Annotated in this window: 20 protein-coding genes; 8 read left to right on the forward strand and 12 right to left on the reverse strand. The window is 61.3% G+C overall.

Annotated elements, in window-relative coordinates:
* Positions 1–69: 69 nt before the first annotated feature.
* Positions 70–501: a helix-turn-helix domain-containing protein gene (locus tag J2Y90_RS15730; RefSeq protein WP_253500751.1), complete on the reverse strand. Its 432-nt coding sequence runs from the start codon at positions 499–501 to the stop codon at positions 70–72.
* Positions 502–736: 235 nt separating this feature from the next.
* On the opposite strand from J2Y90_RS15730, the gene J2Y90_RS15735 reads away from it, so the two are divergent.
* The 6 genes from J2Y90_RS15735 to ycaC all read left to right on the forward strand — a co-directional run bounded on the left by J2Y90_RS15735 (position 737) and on the right by ycaC (position 6,531).
* Positions 737–1,720 (forward strand): MBL fold metallo-hydrolase, encoded by a 984-nt coding sequence (locus tag J2Y90_RS15735; RefSeq protein WP_429459484.1) that lies wholly within the window; start codon positions 737–739, stop codon positions 1,718–1,720.
* 54 nt (positions 1,721–1,774) lie between these two features.
* Positions 1,775–2,698, forward strand: a complete 924-nt coding sequence (locus tag J2Y90_RS15740; RefSeq protein ID WP_016774077.1) for a LysR family transcriptional regulator — start codon at positions 1,775–1,777, stop codon at positions 2,696–2,698.
* Positions 2,699–2,925: 227 nt separating this feature from the next.
* Positions 2,926–3,339 carry a DoxX family protein gene (locus tag J2Y90_RS15745; RefSeq protein ID WP_253500752.1) on the forward strand — a complete coding sequence of 138 codons (414 nt, stop codon included), beginning with the start codon at positions 2,926–2,928 and terminating at the stop codon, positions 3,337–3,339.
* Positions 3,332–3,958, forward strand: a complete 627-nt coding sequence (locus tag J2Y90_RS15750) for an antibiotic biosynthesis monooxygenase (RefSeq protein ID WP_253500753.1) — start codon at positions 3,332–3,334, stop codon at positions 3,956–3,958. The genes J2Y90_RS15745 and J2Y90_RS15750 overlap by 8 nt, the downstream gene beginning before the upstream one ends.
* A gap of 42 nt (positions 3,959–4,000) precedes the next feature.
* Entirely contained in the window at positions 4,001–5,839 is a 1,839-nt protein-coding gene (locus tag J2Y90_RS15755) for an amidohydrolase (protein ID WP_253500754.1), read from the forward strand.
* Between the two features lie 68 nt (positions 5,840–5,907).
* Positions 5,908–6,531, forward strand: a complete 624-nt coding sequence (gene ycaC / locus J2Y90_RS15760; protein WP_016774080.1) for an isochorismate family cysteine hydrolase YcaC — start codon at positions 5,908–5,910, stop codon at positions 6,529–6,531.
* A gap of 88 nt (positions 6,532–6,619) precedes the next feature.
* Here the strand turns inward: ycaC and J2Y90_RS15765 are convergent, their stop codons facing one another.
* A complete protein-coding gene (locus J2Y90_RS15765; protein WP_253500755.1) occupies positions 6,620–8,047 on the reverse strand; it encodes a mechanosensitive ion channel family protein in 1,428 nt (475 codons plus the stop codon).
* 108 nt (positions 8,048–8,155) lie between these two features.
* The gene (locus tag J2Y90_RS15770) at positions 8,156–9,175 is read right to left on the reverse strand and encodes an alpha/beta hydrolase (RefSeq protein ID WP_253500756.1); all 1,020 of its coding nucleotides are present in this window, start codon (positions 9,173–9,175) and stop codon (positions 8,156–8,158) included.
* A 235-nt stretch (positions 9,176–9,410) separates the two neighbouring features.
* Between J2Y90_RS15770 and J2Y90_RS15775 the strand changes: the two genes are divergently transcribed.
* Entirely contained in the window at positions 9,411–10,310 is a 900-nt protein-coding gene (locus J2Y90_RS15775) for a LysR family transcriptional regulator (RefSeq protein ID WP_024012435.1), read from the forward strand.
* On the opposite strand, the gene relB is transcribed toward J2Y90_RS15775, so the two are convergent.
* The gene (gene relB, locus J2Y90_RS15780) at positions 10,285–10,548 is read right to left on the reverse strand and encodes a type II toxin-antitoxin system RelB family antitoxin (protein ID WP_301291662.1); all 264 of its coding nucleotides are present in this window, start codon (positions 10,546–10,548) and stop codon (positions 10,285–10,287) included. The two genes, J2Y90_RS15775 and relB, sit on opposite strands and share 26 nt — an antisense overlap.
* A 231-nt stretch (positions 10,549–10,779) precedes the next feature.
* On the opposite strand from relB, the gene J2Y90_RS15785 reads away from it, so the two are divergent.
* Positions 10,780–11,577, forward strand: a complete 798-nt coding sequence (locus J2Y90_RS15785) for a class I SAM-dependent methyltransferase (RefSeq protein WP_253500757.1) — start codon at positions 10,780–10,782, stop codon at positions 11,575–11,577.
* A 126-nt stretch (positions 11,578–11,703) separates the two neighbouring features.
* On the opposite strand, the gene J2Y90_RS15790 is transcribed toward J2Y90_RS15785, so the two are convergent.
* The 8 genes from J2Y90_RS15790 to J2Y90_RS15825 form a co-directional block, all read right to left on the reverse strand.
* Positions 11,704–12,012 (reverse strand): addiction module antidote protein, encoded by a 309-nt coding sequence (locus J2Y90_RS15790; protein ID WP_253500758.1) that lies wholly within the window; start codon positions 12,010–12,012, stop codon positions 11,704–11,706.
* A 2-nt stretch (positions 12,013–12,014) separates the two neighbouring features.
* Complete coding sequence (locus J2Y90_RS15795) at positions 12,015–12,308, reverse strand: type II toxin-antitoxin system RelE/ParE family toxin (RefSeq protein WP_076567390.1); 294 nt, start codon at positions 12,306–12,308, stop codon at positions 12,015–12,017.
* Between the two features lie 226 nt (positions 12,309–12,534).
* On the reverse strand, positions 12,535–13,227 hold the full coding sequence (locus J2Y90_RS15800) for an N-acetyltransferase (RefSeq protein WP_253500759.1): 693 nt from the start codon (positions 13,225–13,227) through the stop codon (positions 12,535–12,537).
* Positions 13,224–14,414: a GNAT family N-acetyltransferase gene (locus J2Y90_RS15805; RefSeq protein ID WP_253500760.1), complete on the reverse strand. Its 1,191-nt coding sequence runs from the start codon at positions 14,412–14,414 to the stop codon at positions 13,224–13,226. Before J2Y90_RS15805 ends, J2Y90_RS15800 begins: the two co-directional genes overlap by 4 nt.
* A 4-nt stretch (positions 14,415–14,418) precedes the next feature.
* Positions 14,419–15,108 carry a GNAT family N-acetyltransferase gene (locus tag J2Y90_RS15810; RefSeq protein WP_253500761.1) on the reverse strand — a complete coding sequence of 230 codons (690 nt, stop codon included), beginning with the start codon at positions 15,106–15,108 and terminating at the stop codon, positions 14,419–14,421.
* 61 nt (positions 15,109–15,169) lie between these two features.
* Positions 15,170–17,089, reverse strand: coding sequence for a hypothetical protein (locus J2Y90_RS15815; protein ID WP_253500762.1), 1,920 nt, complete (start codon positions 17,087–17,089; stop codon positions 15,170–15,172).
* On the reverse strand, positions 17,086–18,393 hold the full coding sequence (locus J2Y90_RS15820; protein ID WP_253500763.1) for an oligosaccharide flippase family protein: 1,308 nt from the start codon (positions 18,391–18,393) through the stop codon (positions 17,086–17,088). Before J2Y90_RS15820 ends, J2Y90_RS15815 begins: the two co-directional genes overlap by 4 nt.
* Positions 18,390–19,391 (reverse strand): polysaccharide deacetylase family protein, encoded by a 1,002-nt coding sequence (locus J2Y90_RS15825; RefSeq protein ID WP_253500764.1) that lies wholly within the window; start codon positions 19,389–19,391, stop codon positions 18,390–18,392. Before J2Y90_RS15825 ends, J2Y90_RS15820 begins: the two co-directional genes overlap by 4 nt.
* Positions 19,392–19,394 lie beyond the last annotated feature (3 nt).

Consider the following 19,394-nt stretch of genomic DNA (forward strand, 5'->3'; position numbering starts at 1 on the left):
TGATCCGGGGTGTCCGGGCATAATCCTCAGGTTTGAGCATCAGTGCAACGGGTGGCGTAACGGCAGCAGTCAAAACACCGCAGGCTGCGCGGCGCTGTTGTTCAGTTTGCCCATGACTCGACAGCGCCAGGCGAACGGATTGATGCCCTCGCTGCGAGTGAACATGTGGCAGAAGTGCGCCTGATCGCAGAAGCCACACTCCAGGCTGATCTGCGTCAGGCTGAGGTCGGTGTGCTGGATCAGCAACTTGGCCCGGGCCAGACGCTGGGTGCGAATCCAGTCTTGTGGCGAGAGGCCGGTGCTGCACTTGAACGCGCGGGAGAAATGACTGCGTGACAGTGAACAGGCCCGGGCCAGTTCAGCCACTTCGAGGCTTTCGCCCAGGCGCTCGAGGATCAACTGTTTGATCTGGCGCTCGCGCTGCGGACTGAGTCCGCCAGTCGCGTTTTTCCGCGGTTCGCAGGCAGGGGCGAGGGCGACGGTTTGCTGTAGATAAGCCATGGCCAAGGTCCGTGTCGGTGGGGAAGGCACGGTCGGCGCATTCCCTCAGGTCAAAAAAGCAACGCTGCGCAGAGGGCTTCATTGTTGGGCGGGACCGTGAGACTGACGAGTTAATCGTTGTTAATTTCCTCGCTCAGGCTGGAACTCAGCACATCCTTGCAAGTCAGCGCCCGGGCTTTACGCGACGATGTCGATAAAGCGCGGCCGGCGTCGGCCAGGATCAAAGGGGAATGCAATGAAAGGCAGGGTAAAAGCAGCGACGACTCTGGCGGTCATGCTGGCAATGTCCGGCGCGATGGGGCAGGCACCGCAGGTGGGCACTCAGGCGCCGGGTTATTTCCGCTTGGCGGTGGGTGATTACGAAGTCACCGCGTTGTTCGACGGTTACAACGATTTGTCGCCGAAGTTGTTGCAGGGCATGAGCCAGAGCCAGATTCGCGCGCTCCTCGCCCGCCGTTCGATTGAAACCCCCGGCGTGCAGACGGCGTTCAATGCATTCTTGGTCAACACCGGCAAACAGCTGATTCTGGTGGATACCGGCGCCGGGCAGTGCATCGGCGCCACCGCCGGGCAGCTTTCGTCCAACATGCAGGCCGCTGGCTACAAGCCTGAGCAGGTCGACACGATTCTCTTGACGCACCTGCACCTCGATCACGTCTGTGGTCTGGTCGATGCAGAGAAAAAACCGCTGTTCGCCAACGCCACCGTGTATGCGGCCAAAGCCGAGGCCGATTACTGGCTCGATCCGGCAGCGCTGGCCAAGGCTCCGGCCGGCGCCAAAGAGTTTTTCAAAATTGCCCAGGATTCGACGGCGCCCTACGTTGCCGCCGGTCGCTTCAAGACTTTTACCGCCGGGCAGTCGCCACTGCCGGGACTGGTCGAAGCCACCCTCGAAGCCGGGCACACGCCGGGCAGCACCACTTACCGCTTCACGTCGCAGCAGCAGAGCATCGTGTTCATGGGCGATCTGGTGCACAACCTCGCGGTGCAGTTTCTGCATCCGGAAGTGTCGATCGCTTTTGACGTCAACAGTCAGCAAGCGATCAGCAGTCGGCAGGCCGTGTTCAGCGCTCCGGCAGCGAGCAAGACCTGGGTAACGGCAGCGCATCTGCCGTTCCCGGGGATCGGCCACATCACCGCCGAAGGCAAACATTTCCAGTGGGTGCCGGTGGAATACGGCCCGTACAAACGCGCGGCGAAAGTGCCGTTGATCGAGTAAAGTGCCCAGCGCCAGTGGCAAAAAGCGTCTGACACCGATAAGGAAACCACGCCCATGAACCGTAACGATCTGCGCCGCGTCGACATGAACCTGCTGGTGATTTTCGAAGCGCTGATGTTCGAAAAGAACCTGACCCGCGTCGCCGAAAAACTGTTCATGGGCCAACCGGCGGTCAGTGCGGCGCTGGGGCGCTTGCGTGATCTGTTCGACGATCCGTTGCTGCTGCGCAACGGTCGCGGCATGGAGCCGACGGCGCGGGCGCTGGCGATCCTCAAGGAGCTGCAACCGGCGATGGACGTGATTTCCGGTGCGGTCAGCCGCGCCAAGGAATTCGAACCGGCGAGCAGTTGCGACGTGTTCCGCATCGGTTTGTCGGACGACGCCGAGTTCGGGCTGTTTCCACCATTGTTGCGCCAGCTGCAGCAGGAGGCGCCGGGCATCGTCGTGGTGGTGCGCCGCGCCAACTATCTGTTGATGCCGGCGCTGTTGGCTTCGGGGGAAATTTCCGTGGGTGTCAGTTACACCACGGATCTGCCGGCCAATGCCAAGCGCAAGAAGCTGCGTGATATTCCGTGCAAAGTGCTGCGCGGCGACGACCGTCCGGGGCCGTTGACGCTGGACGAATATTGCGCGCGTCCGCACGCGATGGTGTCGTTCTCGGGTGACCTGAGCGGCAATATCGACCTCGATCTGGCGAAGATCGGCCGCTGCCGCCGGGTGGTTCTCGGTGTGCCGCAATTCAGCGGTTTGCGTGCCTTGCTCGCTGGCACCGAGATGATCGCCACCGTGCCGGATTACGCCGCCTGTGCTTTGGTCGAAGGCTGCGCCCTGCGTGCCGAAGACCCGCCATTCCCGATCGATGCCGCGCAATTGTCGATGGCGTGGAGCGGGGTGCATGACAACGATCCGGCGGAGAAGTGGCTGCGCTCGCGGATCAGCCAGTTCATGGCGGCGCCGCTGGATATTCCGGCGATCTAAATCCCAGCGCAGTTCTCAGATACACGTCGGTCCCCTGTAGGAGTGAGCCTGCTCGCGATAGCGTCAGTTCTGTCGGTACCTGTGGTGCCTGACACACCGCTATCGCGAACAGGCTCACTCCTACACTGTTTTGTGACTGGCTGCAGAATCAACTAAGCACACCCATCCAATTTCTCCCGCGCCGGCCTTGGCATGATTCCCGTCAATGACATTCAAAGGGTCGGGTCATGATTGCTACGAGGGATGAACAGGCACGCGACATCGGGTTGCTGTTCCTGCGGGTCAGCGGCGGGTTGTTTCTGTTGTGGGTGCACGGCTTGCCCAAGATGCTGGACTTCACCGCGCAACTGCAACTGATCGAAGATCCGTTCCACCTCGGTGCCCACCTGACGCTGATCCTGGCGATCTTCGCCGAAGTCCTCTGCCCACTACTGATCGTCGCCGGTGTGCTGGCGCGATTGGCCTGCTTGCCTATTCTCTTTGTGCTGCTGGTGGCGTTGCTGGTCGTGCATCCGCAATGGAGTGTGGCCGAAGGGCAGTTCGGCTGGTTGCTGTTGATTCTTTTCACCACTGTATTGATCGCCGGGCCTGGACGGCTGGCGGTTCCTGTTCGTTTGCCCGGAGTGCTGCGTTATGCCTGAAGTCCTGAATCAACAAGCACCGGGGGCCGATGAGACTGTCACGTTGATCATCAAACACTCGGTCAAGGCCGGTTTCGAGTCGGCGTATGAAGCATGGCTGCGCAACATCGTGCGCGTTGCCGGGCAGCGCGAAGGGCATCTGGGTGTGGACGTGGTGCGCGGCGAGCGCGGGCGTCTGGATTTTTATACCTGCGTGCTGCGCTTCAGCTCCACCGAGGCCATGCAGGGTTGGCTGGAATCCTCCGAGCGTCAGGCGCTGGTCGCCGAAGCTGCGCCGATGCTGGCTGACGGTGATCAGACCGAAGTCGCCCCGGTCAACGAGTTCTGGTTCTCCCCCCTGGCCGATGCCGCTTCGCCGCCGCCGCGCTGGAAGCAGGCCGTGGTCTCGCTGCTGGTGATTCTGCCGCACACCTTGCTGGTGCCGCTGATCTGGGGCCCGCTGCTGGCGCTGCACCCGATCCTGTCGAACTACGTGGTCGCCACATTCCTGATCACCCTGACCATCGTCGTCTCGGTGGTGTACGTGGTGATGCCGCCGGTGACCCGTTTGTTCACCCCGTGGCTGGAAGCCAGCCAGGCCCATGAACACCTCGATTCCCAAGAAACCTCGCCGCGCTGAGCGCGGGGTTCGCTTCTTTTCACTTTTGCTTGAGGAACTGCGATGAGCGCCGATCTGATTTTATTCAATGGCCAATTTCATACCGTAGACCGGGAAAAACCACTGGCCAGTGCGGTGGCGATCAAGGACGGGCGCTTCGTCGCCGTCGGTAACGATGCCGAGGCCATGGCCCTCAAAGGCAGCGCCACACAAGTGGTCGACATGAAAGGCCGCTGCGTCATCCCTGGCCTCAACGACTCGCACTTGCACCTGATTCGCGGAGGTTTGAATTACAACCTCGAACTGCGCTGGGAAGGCGTGCCGTCGCTGGCCGACGCGCTGCGCATGCTCAAGGATCAGGCCGATCGCACGCCAACCCCGCAGTGGGTGCGCGTGGTCGGTGGCTGGAACGAATTCCAGTTCGCCGAAAAACGCATGCCGACCCTGGAAGAAATCAACCAGGCGGCGCCGGATACCCCGGTGTTCATCCTGCACCTCTACGACCGTGCGCTGCTCAACCGCGCCGCGCTGCGCGTGGCCGGTTACACCCGCGACACGCCGAACCCGCCGGGTGGCGAGATCGTACGCGACAGCAACGGCAACCCGACCGGCATGCTGGTTGCGCGGCCGAACGCGATGATTCTCTACTCGACACTGGCCAAGGGGCCGAAGCTGCCGCTGGAATATCAGGTCAACTCGACCCGCCAGTTCATGCGCGAACTCAATCGCCTCGGCCTGACCAGTGCGATCGACGCTGGCGGTGGTTTCCAGAACTATCCGGACGATTACCAAGTGATCGAGCAACTGGCCAAAGACGACCAGTTGACCGTACGCATCGCCTACAACCTGTTCACCCAGAAGCCGAAAGAAGAGCTGACCGATTTCCAGAACTGGACCGGCAGCGTCAAGTTGCATCAGGGCGACGACTACCTGCGCCACAACGGCGCCGGCGAGATGCTGGTGTTTTCCGCCGCCGACTTCGAAGACTTCCTCGAACCGCGCCCGGACCTGCCGCAGACCATGGAACAGGAGCTGGAGCCGGTGGTGCGCCACCTGGTCGAGCAGCGCTGGCCGTTCCGTCTGCACGCCACGTACAACGAATCGATCAGCCGCATGCTCGACGTGTTCGAGAAGGTCAATCGCGACATTCCGTTCAACGGTCTGCCGTGGTTCTTCGACCACGCGGAAACCATCACCCCGCAAAACATCGAGCGCGTGAAAGCGCTGGGCGGCGGCATTGCGATTCAGGATCGCATGGCGTTCCAGGGTGAATACTTCGTCGATCGCTACGGCAAACAAGCTGCCGAAGCCACGCCACCGATCAAGCGCATGCTCGCTGAAGGCGTGCCGGTCGGCGCCGGCACCGATGCCACGCGCGTATCGAGCTACAACCCGTGGACCTCGCTGTACTGGATGGTCAGCGGCCGCACTGTTGGCGGTCTGGCCCTGTACGAAGAAGGTCTGCCACGCAACACCGCGCTGGAACTGTTCACCCACGGCAGCGCCTGGTTCTCCTCGGAGCAGGGCAAGAAGGGCCAGATCCGCGTCGGTCAATTGGCTGACCTGGCGGCGCTGAGCGCTGACTTCTTCAGCGTCGAAGAAGAAGCGATCAAGTGGATCGAGTCGGTGATGACCGTGGTCGGCGGCAAGATCGTCTATGCCGCCGGCGATTTCGAAGACCTCGGCCCGCGTTCGATTCCGGTACTGCCGGACTGGTCGCCAGTGGTGAAAGTCCCGGGCCACTGGCGTCCGAACTCGCCACTTCAGGCGCAGGTTCACCAGTGCAGCGGGCCGTGCGCCGTGCACACCCACAGCCATGAAAAGGCGCGGATGTCGAATGCGCCGGTCAGTGATTTCGCCGGTTTCTGGGGCGCGTTCGGCTGTTCCTGCTTCGCTTTCTGAGTTCGAAACAAGCGCCGGTCATCAGGGCCGGCGCTTCACGCAACAACCATCCATCCAGGAGTTTTGCCATGAGCGTTCCTTACAAGCGTCTGAACAAAGATGATGCCGTCGTCCTGCTGGTCGATCACCAGACCGGTCTGATCTCGCTGGTGCAGGATTTCTCGCCGAACGAGTTCAAGAACAACGTGCTGGCACTGGGCGACATCGCCAAGTTCTTCAAGCTGCCTACCATTCTGACCACCAGCTTCGACGCAGGTCCGAACGGCCCGATCGTGCCTGAGCTGCTCGAGCAATTCCCCGACGCGCCGTTCATTCAGCGTCCAGGCCAGATCAACGCCTGGGACAACGAAGACTTTGTCAAAGCGATCAAGGCCACCGGCCGCAAGCAACTGATCATCGCTGGTGTCGTGACCGACGTTTGCGTAGCTTTCCCGACCCTGTCGGCAATTGCTGAAGGCTTCGAAGTGTTCGTAGTGACCGACTCGTCGGGCACCTTCAACACCACCGTGCAACAAGCGGCATGGGCGCGGATGTCCGCCGCCGGTGCACACCTGATGAACTGGTTCGCTGTGGCTTGCGAGCTGCAGGGCGACTGGCGCAACGACATGGAAGGCCTGGCGCATCTGCTGTCCGAGCGTCTGCCTAACTATCGCAACCTGATCAACAGCTATACCAAGTTCACTGCCAAGTAAGAAAATCAAAAGATCGCAGCCTTCGGCAGCTCCTACATGGGAACGCATTTTCCCTGTAGGAGCCGCCGAAGGCTGCGATCTTTTGCTGTTAGCGCTTCTGCAACCAACCCAAGAAACCACCTTTTTTCACCGCCACCGGTTTGGCCATCAACGCGAGGCGACTGTTCTGCTGACGCACCGCCTGCAACTTGTTCAAGGCCCGGCCGACTTCGCTGCGCTTGTCCATGCACTCTCGGGTCAACTGCTTGTCGAGGCGATAGATGATGCTCGACGTCAGCGCCGTGAACGTCGCCTGCGACGGCGTATCGGCGAGGATGCTCTGCTCACCCATTACTTCGCTTGGCCCCATGCGCCCGGCCTCGGTCTGGCCGTTGCCGTCCGGCACCGTCGCGCTGACAACGCCCGTGGCAATCACGAACAGGCTGTCCGGCACTTCGTCCAGATCCAGCACCACCTGTCCCGCCGTGTACTGCTGCGCGACCATCGATTCCGCCAGACGATCACGTTCCTCGCTGCTCAGCGAGCGGAAAATCTTCACCTCATCCAGCAGCGCACGAGCACGGCTCGACGGTTCGATCACGCCGTCGGGATGCCGGGAAATACCTGCCGCTTCGAGATGGCGGTGGGCGAGGTCGAACAGTTGATTGCGCACTTCGCTCTTCTTGCCCAGCTCAGCGATGAAACCGCTGGCAACGTATTCCGACATGCTTTCGCCGGCCTCTTTGAGCACGGCTTTCGGCGCCGGGCTGAGCAACAGCGAACTGCTGCCCTGCAAGGTGCGATCAAGGGCGTCGAGCACCCGTCGCGGACGAATGTGGTTGGGCACCTGGATGCTGATCGACACGCCGTGCATGTTGCTCGGCCGACTGAGGTTGACGATCTTCGCCTTGGCTGCCACCGAGTTCGGTACCACCGCCATGGTGCCGGCGCTGGTCAGCAGGTGCGTGGCGCGCCAGTCGATATCGAAGACCTTGCCTTCGACGCCGTCGATCATTACCAGATCGTCCACCTGATATGGCTTGGTGGTGTTGAGAACGATGCCGGAAAACACATCGGCGAGGGTGCTTTGCAGCGCCAGACCGACCACGATGGCGACCACCCCGGAAGTGGCCAGCAGACCTTTGACCGGCAGTTCCAGCACGTAACCGGCCGCCGCGACAATCGCGACCAGAAACACCAGCGCACCGATGACGTCCTGCAGCAAGCGACCGCTGTGACCGATGCGGCGCATCAGCGCCAGGCCGATGACTTCGGTCAGCACCCTGGCGGCATACAACCACCAGAGAATCCCCAGCGCTGTCGCGCCCAGTTGCGCCACGCGATCATCGGCGAACAGCGGCGCCTGCAACGGGCTGACACCGGCATTGATCACCAGCGCGCTGAATGCCAGAAACAGCGCCAGACGCACACCGACTCGCGGCGCGCGATGGGTGAAGGGCGAGAAATGCCAGAGTGCGGCGTCGAGCAGCAACAGCACGGCGCTCCAGGACAGCAGATGGGCGTAGAAAAGGGTCATGACCGGTACTCCGCGACGCTCGTGAGAACAAAGATCGCAGCCTGCGGCAGCTCCTGCAGGAAATGGTATTCCAGGGTAGGAGCTGCCGCAGGCTGCGATCTTTTGCCGTTAAGGCTGCAAGTGGGTTTTAAGTTCAGCCGCGGCCTGACGCACCGCCGCTTTGACTTCCGCAATCTCGCTCAGCGGATTGAGCAGGCCGAAGTCATGAATCATCCCGTTGTAACGCACCGAGGTCACCGGCACGCCAGCCGCATCCAGATGCCGCGCGTAGCCTTCGCCTTCGTCACGCAGCACGTCGAACTCGGCGGTCTGCACCAGCGCAGCAGGCAGGCCCTTGAGCTGTTCGGCGCTGGCGTTGAGCGGCGAGGCGTGGATCTGCGCACGCTCGGCCGGGTTGGTGGTGTAGTTGTCCCAGAACCACTGCATCATGCCCTTGGTGAGGAAGTGACCCTCGGCAAATTGCTGGTACGAGCCGTCGTCGAACTGCGCGTTAGTCACCGGCCACATCAGCAGTTGAAAGCGCAGCGCCGGGGTTTTCTGCTCTTTGGCCATCAACGCCACGACCGCCGCCATGTTGCCGCCGACGCTGTTGCCGGCCACCGCCAGACGCCTGCCATCGACACCGATGTCCTTGCCGTGTTCGGCCACCCATTTCGTCGCGGCGTAAGCCTGGTTGATCGCGGTCGGGTACTGCGCTTCCGGCGACGGCGTGTAATCGACATACACCGCAACGGCGCCAGAGCCGACCACCAGATCACGGATCAGGCGCTGATGCGTCGGGAAGTCACCCAGCACCCAGCCGCCACCGTGGAAGAACATGAACACCGGCAACTCACCTTTGACCTTGACCGGGCGCACCACTTTCAGGTTGATGGTCTGGCCGTCGACCTTGATAGCTTTGTCGCTGACTTCCACACCGGACAGGTCAACCTTCACCGAAGCCTGGGCACCGGTCAGCACCGCACGGGCGTCTTTCGGGCTCAGCTGTTCCAGCGGGCGACCACCGCCAGCGGCGAGGGCGTCGAGGAATGCTTGAGTGTTGTGTTCGACCCCAGTGTTGCCAGCGGCAAAGGCGCTGCTGACGGACAGGGCGAGGAGGGAGGCGGCGAGGGTTTTCTTGATGCTCATGTTCAATTCCATTTTTGAATGTGTGATGTAGGAGCTGCCGAAGGCTGCGATCTGATCGTTCCCACGCTCTGCGTGGGAATGCAGCCGGGGACGCTCCGCGTCCCAACGATCAGATGGCTGCCTTCGGCAGCTCGTTGTGTTGAGGGTTGTTTTCAAACCGTGAACACAGATTAATGGGCTGCTGAAAAGCGAAAAAGCGGCTATAAAGCGTTTAACTGTCCACCAGAGAGTGACAATGAACCCGTTCGAAGACATGCGTATTTTTTGCCAGGTCATGGACTCCGGCAGCTTCACCGCTGCAGCCGATCAGTTGGGCCTGTCCAAGCAGTTCGTCAGCCGACGTTTGATGCAACTGGAAGAGCGCCTCGGTGTGCGCTTGTTGAATCGCTCGACCCGCCGCCTCGACGTCACCCCGCTGGGGCAGAGCTATTACGAATCGGCGTTGCGTTTGCTCGGAGAAGTCGAGCAGGTCGAGCAGGGCATCGCCGGCGAAACCGCCGAGCCGCGCGGCACGATCCGCCTGAGCGCGCCGCTGTCGTTTGCCGTGGCGCATCTGGGTTGTCTGTTGCCGTTATTTTTGCAGCGCTATCGCGAGGTTACTGTCGAGGTCGATTTGAGCGATCGCCCGGTCGACCTGCTCGGCGAGGGCTACGACCTGGCCCTGCGCATCGGCGTGCTGGAAGACTCGACACTGATCGCCCGACGCATTGCCAGCATCGAACGGGTCTACTGCGCCAGCCCGGCCTACCTTGCCGAACGCGGCACGCCACTCAAACCCGAAGACCTGCACAGCCACGACTGCCTGCCTTACGGCCACGGGCGCTCGGTGCAATGGCGCTTCAACGAAGCGCCGGGCAAACCGCTGCTGATCAACGTTACCGGCCGCATGCGCGTCAACAACGGCGAACTGCTGCGGGACGCGGCGGTGCAGGGGATGGGGATTACCTACCTGCCGACCTTCATCGTCGGCGCGGCGCTGAAGGATGGGCGCCTCGTGCCGGTGCTGGATGATTTACGCCCGGAGCCACTGACCTTGTCGGCGGTATATCCGCAACATCGCCAGGCTTCGCGGCCGGTGCAGGCACTGGTGGAGTTTTTGCGTGAGCGGCTTAACCAGAGTCATGTGAATCTTTGATAGTGGGACTCTCAGGGAACTGGCGCTTTTCGATTGAGCGAATGGATTCGATCAAGGCATGCATGTCCGCCATCACGTCCTCATGGGGGAGGCTCGGATGGGGATCATCTCTGGACGCCTGCACCTTGGCTCGCAACCAGCGATCATGTCCTACAGCCTGGCCTTCGATTTCAAATCCTGAATCAACCGCGAAGATCTTGCTCTCGATAGCTGTCGTCGTTCTCTGGATGAACTGCATCTTGGTCGAGCTCCATGAATATCTGTAGTTCGACAAATCCTAGACTGAGCGCTTCCGACGGCCAACCGACGGGAGATGTAGGAAAACGGTTGGGGTTCCCGAGTGCCTTCCTTTTTCTGTAGGACTCGCTGTTTCGCGCCGTGTGGCGGGCTTACAACATTGCAACAATCGCTACTCCGGGTCTGTTCTAGACTCACGCCGCTCAATCACGAGCCTCATCCGGAGTGCGCCATGGAAGTGCCCAACCCCAAAACCGCCATCGAAAGCAATCGTCAGGCGTGGAACGATTCCGCCCGTCATCATCAGGATTCACCGGACTGGCAGGTATTGCTCAGCGATGTCGTGCAGGCGGAGTTTTGCTGTCTCGATGACACCTTGCGCGGCTTGTTGGAAGTCGACGGCAAAGACGTGATTCAACTGGGCTGCAACAACGGTCGGGAAAGCCTGTCGCTGTTTGCGCTGGGTGCGCGCAGTGTCGTCGGCGTTGATCAATCGGCAGCGTTCCTCGAGCAGGCCCGCGAGCTCAACAGCCGCTCGCCGCACACTGCTGAGTTCATCGAAAGTGATATCCACCGTCTCCCCGCGTCACTGCATAACCGATTCGACGTCGCCCTAATCACCATCGGGGTACTCAACTGGATGCCTGACATCGGCGAATTCTTCCGTCATGTCGCGCATGTGCTGAAGCCGGACGGCAAGCTGGTGATCTACGAAACCCATCCGTTTCTAGAGATGGTTGATCCGCAGGCTGAAGATCCTTTGCGCCTCGTCAGCTCGTATTTCCGCGCCGAGCCGTTTGTGCAGGAAGAGCCGATCGTTTATGTAGGAAAAGTCGAGCAACCGGCGGCGAAGTCGTACTGGTTCGTGCATACGCTGGGCGCGATCTTCAGCGGCGCCATTGGAGCGGGTCTGAGGATTGTGGATTTTCAGGAATATGCGCATTCGAACCGGGAAGAGGTGTATGACTGCTACCTGAACCAGCAGGCGCAGCTGCCGATGTGCTTTACCTTGATCGCCAGCAAATCCTGAAGTCTGTCGGTGTAGCCTATGACCTCTTCGCGAGCAGGCTCGCTCCCACATTGGTTTCGCGTACGGCGACTATCCAGTGTGGGAGCGAGCCTGCTCGCGATGGCGGCCTTGCAACCGCTAAAAAATTCAGGGAACGGCGTGATTGACTACGTGCCCCGGCTGCGCATATAGATCGATGCCCAGTGCATGAATTACCTTCAGCACTGTGTCAAAGCGCGGCTTCGCTCCGGGAGCAAAAGCCTTGTACAAACTTTCACGACCCATGCCTGAATTCCTGGCGATCTGCGTCATTCCTCGCGCTCTTAACACGTAACCGATAGCGCGAAGGAATTCTTCGCTGTCTCCGTCTGCAAGCACCTGCGACAGGTATTCGCTGATGGCTTCGTCACTGTCGAGCAGCGCGACCATGTCGAAATTCGTCAAAGTCTGGCTCATGGTTAAACCTCCTTTGCCATTTTTTGTGCGCGTCGGATGTCTGCGCTTTGTGAGGATTTGTCGCCTCCGGCCAGCAGAATGATTACTGCGCCATTGCGGATTGTGAAATACACCCGGTAGCCCGCGCCAACATCCAGACGCATCTCAGAGACTCCATCGCCCACCGATTTGGCGTCGCCGAGATTACCTGTTGACGCCCGATCAATACGCCGGGCGATAGCCACTTTGGCGCGCAAGTCTCTAATCGAACGGTGCCAAGCCTGGAATATTGCGGTTTGCTGGATAAGATAAGTCATTAGTCGACTGTATCCAAGTGGATACGGACAAACAGTCGGCCAAGTCTTTTCCGAATATTGGAAGTGTCGTCACAGTTTGTAGGCAACCAGCCAATCGATTGTGAGAGCTGCGTGTGCGCCTGGCCTCTTTGCGAGCAGGCTCGCTCCCACAGGGAAACGCATTCCCGGTAGGAGCGAGTCTGCTCGCGAAGACGGCATCAAAACCGCCGCAAATATCCAGAGCGGATCAAGCCTGTGCCGGCGCACTGACCACCGGTCTTTCCGGCTTGCGCAGTGCCTCCAGCCTTGACTCGCTGTAGCGCGTTTCGCGGAAGAAGCGCCAGTGGCCGAACAGGTCGTAAACATGGGTGATCCGCCCTTGTTCCTTATAGCCCAGGCGCACATGCATCTTCAGGGCCGGGATATTGGCGTTGTCGCAGATATCCACCACTTTTTTGAAGCCTCGGGCAGACATGACTTGCCAAAGTGCGGTCTGGGCATCGACGGTCAGGCTGCTGCCGAAATAGTGTCGGGTGATTTCGGCACCGAACTGGAAGTATTCCCCCGGCTGGACCGTAAACGTGTAGCGGTAGAAGTGTCGATCGTAATAGTCGCGAGTGCTGGCCCAGACAAACCCGACGGTGTGACCTTCCTGATCCAGGTACATGTGCCCGGTGTGCCCTTCAGCGGCCAGCTCGGCCATGGTCTGCACACGGTCACCAAAGTACTTGCTGAAAGCCTTGGCGTTGTCCTCGGTGATGTCGACTCTGAGTAAACCTTCACAGGGACGCAGTTTGTTCGGCGCGATCGGCGTGACCAGATCGCGCTCCATCCACAGCAATTCACGGTGAGCGAAGACATAACGTTTGCCGAAAGCGCCAAGGGTGCGGCGCAGGCCTTTTTGTTTGATGCGCAGAAGCAGTTTGTCGATGACGTTCATGATGCTCTCCGAGGCGCTAGCCCAGGTGTGGTGGATGATGTTGCCGGTTGTATTGCGGATGTATTTGCCGCTGTCGGCCTGCCGGCACGCTGTGCGCGCCATTTTTGCAGGGCCGGTTTGACGCAGTACCAAAGACGCAGCCCCAGGCCGAGCAGCAGGCCGCTGGGGCGCCATGAATAGAAGCTCCAGCGCCAGTGTTCCAGTTGCCCGGTCATGCGCTCGTGCAGTTGATGGCTGGAGTTTTCCAGGCTGACCCGCGAGGCATCAATCCAGTGCCATTGCTCGTCCAGGCCCCAGCGGATCCATTCCTCCAGCAGTACGCGGCCGCTGCCCAGATCGGCATGCTGCGGCAGAAATGCAAGGTTGTAGTCGTAGAGTCGGCCCTGCTCGAGCAGGCCCAGCCGATAGCTGATGCAGCGGCCGTTCAGCTCCAGCATCACCACGCGCACCAGGCCTTGGCCGGCGAGGGCGGTGAAGGCGCGTTCGATCCATTGGCGGCTGTGGGGTGTGGCGAAAATTCCCACGCCTTCATCACCTTTCCAGCTCAGCGCTTCGACTTCGCTGATGGTCTGCAACACGGCGCCCATGCTCAGCGCATCCGGGGTGATCCGGCGTATTTGCGCACCGCATGCGACAATCCGTTTACGCGCCCGACGCAGTTTGTAGCGCGGGTCGCCGGTGACTTCCTGGCGGTCGGCGTCGCTGATCAGATGCACCGGCACCCGGCAACTCAGGCGTCGCTCAGCCGTGGAACTGCGCGCCATCCATTCGGTGAGCGCACTCTCTTCGCCGGCAGGTTCCGACAGTTCGTTGAGTTGCAGCAGCGCATGGGGCAGGCGCTCACGGATCAGCAGCAGCGCCTTGTGCATGTCTTCACTGCCGAGCAGTGACAGCAAGGCCAGCCGATCGGCCAGCGGATAACCCAAGTGATGCAAAACCCGAAACTTGAGACCGGCGAAGCGTTCGCGGCTGGCCACCAATGGCAGGCACAAACGCAATGCCTCTGCTTCCCAGCCGAGCAATATGTGCAGATGCTGATTCTCGCCCAGCGCCTGTTCCGCCGCGCACAACCAGCCAAGATTGTTGAACGGCGTGTGGTCGGCCACGCGCAGGCGCAGTGCCTCACAGGCCTCTGCCGGGAAGTCGGCCGCGCACAGGGATGTGCGCCATTCGAATCGCATCGCCATAGGTTCAGGCCGCCGTTGCTGGGACAGGTGGACGGGAAGTTTTGCGCAGCGCTGCCAGGCGCGAACCGCTGTAACGGGTTTCGCGGTAGAAGCGCCAGCGGCCAAACAGCGTGTAGATATGGGTGATCCGCTGTTGTTCGGTATAGCCCATGCGCAGGTGCAGCTTGAGCGCCGGGATGTTGCTGGAGTCACAGACATCGACCACTTTGCTGCAGCCTTGCACGGCCATGGCTTTCCACAGGCGCACTTGCACATCGACTGACAATTCTGTGCCCCAATAGGCGCGGGCCATTTCGCCACCGAACTCGAAGAACTCGCCGGGTTTCACCGGGAACCGGCAACCGTAGTAATGCCGATCAAAATAATCGCGCGGCGTGCCCCAGATAAACGCCACGGCATCGCCATGCTCATCGACATGCATGTGCCCGGTGTGACCTTCATTGGCCAGCTCGGCCATGACGCCGACACGGTCGCCGAAGTAACGGGTGAAGGCGCTGGCGTTGTCTGCGGTGATCTTCATTACGCGCAGTGGCGGGTACGGTTTGAGGTTGTGCGGCGGCACGGGGCTGACCAGATCCCGCTCCATCCACAGCAATTGCCGATGGGAAAAAATGTACATTGTGCGGATCTTCGCCAAGGTCGCTCGCAGGCCTTTGCGGCGGATATGTCCGCTGAGTTTTTGCAAAATATCCATGGTCTCTTCTCCTGATGAAGGTGCCGCGCGCAGCATGACGCTCGCAGGGCAGAAGGGCGGTTCATGAAGCGTTCCAGTTCAGGGCAAACAGGGTTTGCCCGGGTAATTCGAAACGCACGCGCCCGTTTTCGCAGGCAAACGGTGCGTCACGGGCGCGATTGTCAGCGCCGAAGAAATGCAGGGCGCCGTGGTTGAGCGGGCACTTGGCGCCGCTCAGATCAACGCGTTGCAGACGTGTGCCTTTGTTCACCCCGAGCACAGTGCGCTGCTCGTCACCGGCCATCGCCAGCACATCCACTTCGAAAGCGTCGTTATCCAGTTGCAGCACGTGCGGCAGCCAATGCCGGGCGATGAATTGCTGGGCCAGGCCCACCGGTTTCAGCTCGAAGCGATCGCCGCCCAGCACGCGCACCATGCCCTTGGCGTAGGGCGGCTCGTCGGCTGCCTGAAACCAGTTGAGCATGCTCAGCAAGCCGTCCTGAGAAGCATTGATGACCACTGAGGCCCACCACAGCGCGGCGTAGTGAGTTTCCTGGTCGTACGGGCTCAGGCTTGAACCGCTGGACAGGTTGGTCTGATCCAGCAACAAGGCTTTGCGCGGCTGGCCGTTGGCGCCGAGCCCTACGAGTTCCGCGGCGCGGCGCACGCTGTCGCGGTAGACGCGGGTGGCGAGCAGGTCGCGGATCATCCATTCGTGCCAGGCCAACGCGTCGATCTGCTCGGGCGATTCACTGAGCAGACGCCGTGCCCAATCGATCCCGCGTTTGCCTGCGGCGTTATTGGCGAACGGGCCGTTGACCAGGCGCGAACTGGCCGGCATGGCGATGCGCACGCCGGCCTTGGCATTGGCCGGATCGCTGCGTACCTGGCGGGCCATGCTGACAAAAATCGCCTGGTAATCCTCGTAGCTCGAATAGTTGAGGTTCGGCTCGTCGGCGAAGCCGATGTAATGCGTGCCTTGATCCCCCAGTGTGCGAGTGCTGGCGAGCCAGGCATCGAGGCCGTTGCTGCTTTGTACGTCGGCGCGCAGATTGGCCTGACGCCCGGTCCCGGCGAGCAGAGTGATGTCCTGGCGGATGCCGAAGCGCGTCTGATAGAGCTGACGCACCGGGTCTTCGAAACGGGCATTTTTCGCGCTGACGTCAACGTAGCTGTAATAACTCGCCGCGCCCGGTTTCAACGCATCCAGTGCGGCATGACTGCTCGCGGGCGGCATCAGATTGGGCAGCGCAATGCCCAGATCCGGAGTGCGCCCGAGCACCTTGTCGTGCAGGGTCAGGTGTACCTCACCCGACTCTTCACGCACTGGCTGCAGCTGCTGCGGATTCTGCGCGAACAGGTTGGCCGTGCCGTCGAGCCAGAACGCCGCTTTGCCGCTGCCCTGCAGGCGCAAGCGCCAGACCTGAGGCCGGTCGCTGACCGGCAAGGCCACTTGATCGAATTGCCAATAGGCGCGGTAGGGCTTGAGGGCCAGCGACAGCTGTTGTCCATCGTCCACACGCTGTGCTTGCAGTGCGTTGACGCCGCCATGGTATTTGCCGTTCAGCACCGCATGCTCTCCCGGTGCGACCTGAAAAAACAGCTCATCGCCCTTACGGCTTTCGACACTGAAATGCACCTTGGCCGGACTGAACAGCGCCACGGTTTTATCGTCATGCTGGACGCGGTAACTGCGGAAGCTGTAGCCGGGAATCTCCAGGCGATAACCGGCAGTTCCCGGCAGCAGCGGCCAGCTTTGCGTACCGCGGACTTCACTGGCCTTGATGAATCGGTCACCTTGCAAGCGGCCATGGCCGTCGAGCAGATAGATATGCTCTTCATTGGCCTCGGCCTGCCACGCCGGCACCCAGCGCACGGTGACGGTATCCGGGCGATCGGCTTGCAGATACAGGCTGCCGTCGCGGATGTCGCCCCACTGCATGGGCGCAGCGAAGGCGTTCAGCGTCATGCCGAGTCCGCACAGCAGGGCCAGGCGCTTCATGCGGCTTTCCTGCGGTGCAGCATCAGCCACATCGGGCTGAGATCACCGGGCAGAATGAACAGCGTGTGCCAGAACGGTACGCCGCTGAGTCTGCAATAAAGCACCAGCATTGCCAGGGTTACGGCCAGATAGGCAATCGAGGACGCCGCTGCTGCGCCGACGATGCCGTAGCTCGGGATCAGCAGCAGGTTCAGGGCCAGATTGAGCAACGCCCCCACCCCCATCATCAGCGAGACGGTGGCAGGGCGATTCTTGCCGATCAGGTCCAGGCGCAGAATGCTTGCGTAGCACAGGCCCAACAGCCCCGGCAGCAAAGCCAGCAGCGCCGGGTACGCCGGTTGGTAGGCGACGCCGAACAGGGTGACGATCAGCCATTCGCCGATCAGCGCCATGCTGACGCAGGCGCCGAGCATCACTGTGGCGGTCAGGCGCAGCGCCAGCGGCGTGACCTTGTCCATGCCCTTGTCCTGTTGCAGCAGACGCTTCATCAGCGGTGTGGTGACCGCTTCCGGGACGATCAGCAGCAGTTCGGCGGCGGCGCTGGCCATGGCGTAGTGGCCGAGCGCACTGCTGCCGAGCAGGGCGCCGATGAACAGGTAATCGGAGCGCAGAATGACCTGTTGGAACAGCAGGTCCGGATGGCTGCGCGCGCTGAATTTCAGCAACTCCTTCTGGCTCGCACGGTCCCATTGCAGTTGCAGCGGCTGTGCGCGTTTGAGCCACATCCAGCCCACCAGTACCACCAGGCTGATACCGGCCAGCCAACTGATCAGTGCCGCTTCGAGTGCCGCCTCTTTCCACATCCAGAACAGCGCCACAAACAGCAGCAGCGGCGCCAGCGATTCGACCAGACGCAAGACATTGAAAGCGACTACGCCACCCGACGCGTTGTGCAAGGTCAGCAGGCCGCTTTTGAGCACGGTCAGCGGTACCGCCAGCAACAACAGCCAGGCCAGCAGACCGAGCTGCATCGTGACATCGAGTTCGCTGCCGAATTCTCGCGCCAGCGCCACCACCAGCAACGTCAGCAGCCCGGCCAGCAGACAGCCGAACACCAACACCTGAGCGAGCAACAGCCCCATCGGCCGCTGGTTGGCCGCTTGATAACCGACTGCCGAATTCAAGCCGCCGCTGGTGGCCGCACTGATCAGATCCGGCAGGGTGCTGAGCAGGGCGAACAAGCCGCGTTCGCTCGGCCCGAGAATCCGCGCCAGCAACACATTGCGCAGCAGGCGCAGAGCGATCATCGCCAGTTTGGTGCCCATGCTCAGGGCCAGATGCCGGATGTAGCTGCCGCGACTCATGGCCGTGCCCCGCGAAAGATGCGTAACGACAGCAGCTCCGGATTGCGTGCGGTGCGTTGGCTGACGCCGAAGCGCGGCAGGTTCAGCGGATCGCCGGCACCGCGATAGAGCCCGGTGCCCGTGCCAAGGGCAAACGGGTAATCGTGATTGGCGACCTGCTCGCGCACGCGCTCATCGTTGTCGCCGTTGGGGTAGCAATAAACCGGCAAGGGCCGATTGCAGCCGTTGTGCAGGGCGTCGCGGCTACGGCTGATTTCTTCGTGCAGGCGTACATCGTCCAGGCCGGTCAGGATCGCATGACTGGCGCCGTGGGGGCCGAAGCGCACCAGGCCGGACGCTTCCATGGCGCGCACCTGATGCCAGTCCAGCGCTTGCGGCAGAGAATCCGGCGGGCACTCATTGGTCAGACGTTCAAGTTCCTGCGGATCGAGGCTCTTCAGCCCTTGCAGGTAATGCAGCAGCGCCAGGCTGCGCCGGTCGACATCGATATCGTCGAGCAACACCGGCAGCGGATGGCCGGTGATGCGCAGGTGCTCGATCAGGTGCATACGGGCCTTTTCGCCATGGCTGCCCCACAGCGTTTCACCGACGCTTTCCCACCAGAAGCGTTGCCGGCTGCCAATGAAATCGGTGGAAAGAAAAATGCTCGCCGGCACCTGATATTTCTGCAGCAGCGGATAAGCATTGACCGCGTTGTCACGCCAACCGTCATCGAAGGTCAGCGCCACGCGCGGGCGTTCGGTGCGCAGGGCATTGGGCTGCAACACCTCCATCAGCGGCACGCAATCGAAATGCTTGCGCAGCCACATCAGCAAGTGTTCGAACGCCTGCGGGCCGACGCACAGTTCATTGCGGTGCGGCAGGTTGGCGGCACGGTCGTTGGCCAACACCCTGTGGAGCATCAGGATGACCCCGGCCCCGTGCAACTGGTTGCGCCCCACTGACGAGTTGAGATAGAGCCAGCCGCTGGTGCGTTTTATCAACTGTTTGATCGCCATGGC

Origin of the sequence: Pseudomonas koreensis (assembly GCF_024169245.1) — a bacterium.
Lineage (GTDB): Bacteria > Pseudomonadota > Gammaproteobacteria > Pseudomonadales > Pseudomonadaceae > Aquipseudomonas > Aquipseudomonas koreensis_F.

Excerpts from the sequence above, each read along its gene's own strand:
- J2Y90_RS15730 (WP_253500751.1), bottom strand. The coding sequence starts at position 501 with ATGGCTTATCTACAGCAAACCGTCGCCCTCGCCCCTGCCTGCGAACCG.
- J2Y90_RS15735 (WP_429459484.1), top strand. The coding sequence starts at position 737 with ATGAAAGGCAGGGTAAAAGCAGCGACGACTCTGGCGGTCATGCTGGCA.
- J2Y90_RS15740 (WP_016774077.1), top strand. The coding sequence starts at position 1,775 with ATGAACCGTAACGATCTGCGCCGCGTCGACATGAACCTGCTGGTGATT.
- J2Y90_RS15745 (WP_253500752.1), top strand. The coding sequence starts at position 2,926 with ATGATTGCTACGAGGGATGAACAGGCACGCGACATCGGGTTGCTGTTC.
- J2Y90_RS15750 (WP_253500753.1), top strand. The coding sequence starts at position 3,332 with ATGCCTGAAGTCCTGAATCAACAAGCACCGGGGGCCGATGAGACTGTC.
- J2Y90_RS15755 (WP_253500754.1), top strand. The coding sequence starts at position 4,001 with ATGAGCGCCGATCTGATTTTATTCAATGGCCAATTTCATACCGTAGAC.
- ycaC (WP_016774080.1), top strand. The coding sequence starts at position 5,908 with ATGAGCGTTCCTTACAAGCGTCTGAACAAAGATGATGCCGTCGTCCTG.
- J2Y90_RS15765 (WP_253500755.1), bottom strand. The coding sequence starts at position 8,047 with ATGACCCTTTTCTACGCCCATCTGCTGTCCTGGAGCGCCGTGCTGTTG.
- J2Y90_RS15770 (WP_253500756.1), bottom strand. The coding sequence starts at position 9,175 with ATGAGCATCAAGAAAACCCTCGCCGCCTCCCTCCTCGCCCTGTCCGTC.
- J2Y90_RS15775 (WP_024012435.1), top strand. The coding sequence starts at position 9,411 with ATGAACCCGTTCGAAGACATGCGTATTTTTTGCCAGGTCATGGACTCC.
- relB (WP_301291662.1), bottom strand. The coding sequence starts at position 10,548 with ATGCAGTTCATCCAGAGAACGACGACAGCTATCGAGAGCAAGATCTTC.
- J2Y90_RS15785 (WP_253500757.1), top strand. The coding sequence starts at position 10,780 with ATGGAAGTGCCCAACCCCAAAACCGCCATCGAAAGCAATCGTCAGGCG.
- J2Y90_RS15790 (WP_253500758.1), bottom strand. The coding sequence starts at position 12,012 with ATGAGCCAGACTTTGACGAATTTCGACATGGTCGCGCTGCTCGACAGT.
- J2Y90_RS15795 (WP_076567390.1), bottom strand. The coding sequence starts at position 12,308 with ATGACTTATCTTATCCAGCAAACCGCAATATTCCAGGCTTGGCACCGT.
- J2Y90_RS15800 (WP_253500759.1), bottom strand. The coding sequence starts at position 13,227 with ATGAACGTCATCGACAAACTGCTTCTGCGCATCAAACAAAAAGGCCTG.
- J2Y90_RS15805 (WP_253500760.1), bottom strand. The coding sequence starts at position 14,414 with ATGGCGATGCGATTCGAATGGCGCACATCCCTGTGCGCGGCCGACTTC.
- J2Y90_RS15810 (WP_253500761.1), bottom strand. The coding sequence starts at position 15,108 with ATGGATATTTTGCAAAAACTCAGCGGACATATCCGCCGCAAAGGCCTG.
- J2Y90_RS15815 (WP_253500762.1), bottom strand. The coding sequence starts at position 17,089 with ATGAAGCGCCTGGCCCTGCTGTGCGGACTCGGCATGACGCTGAACGCC.
- J2Y90_RS15820 (WP_253500763.1), bottom strand. The coding sequence starts at position 18,393 with ATGAGTCGCGGCAGCTACATCCGGCATCTGGCCCTGAGCATGGGCACC.
- J2Y90_RS15825 (WP_253500764.1), bottom strand. The coding sequence starts at position 19,391 with ATGGCGATCAAACAGTTGATAAAACGCACCAGCGGCTGGCTCTATCTC.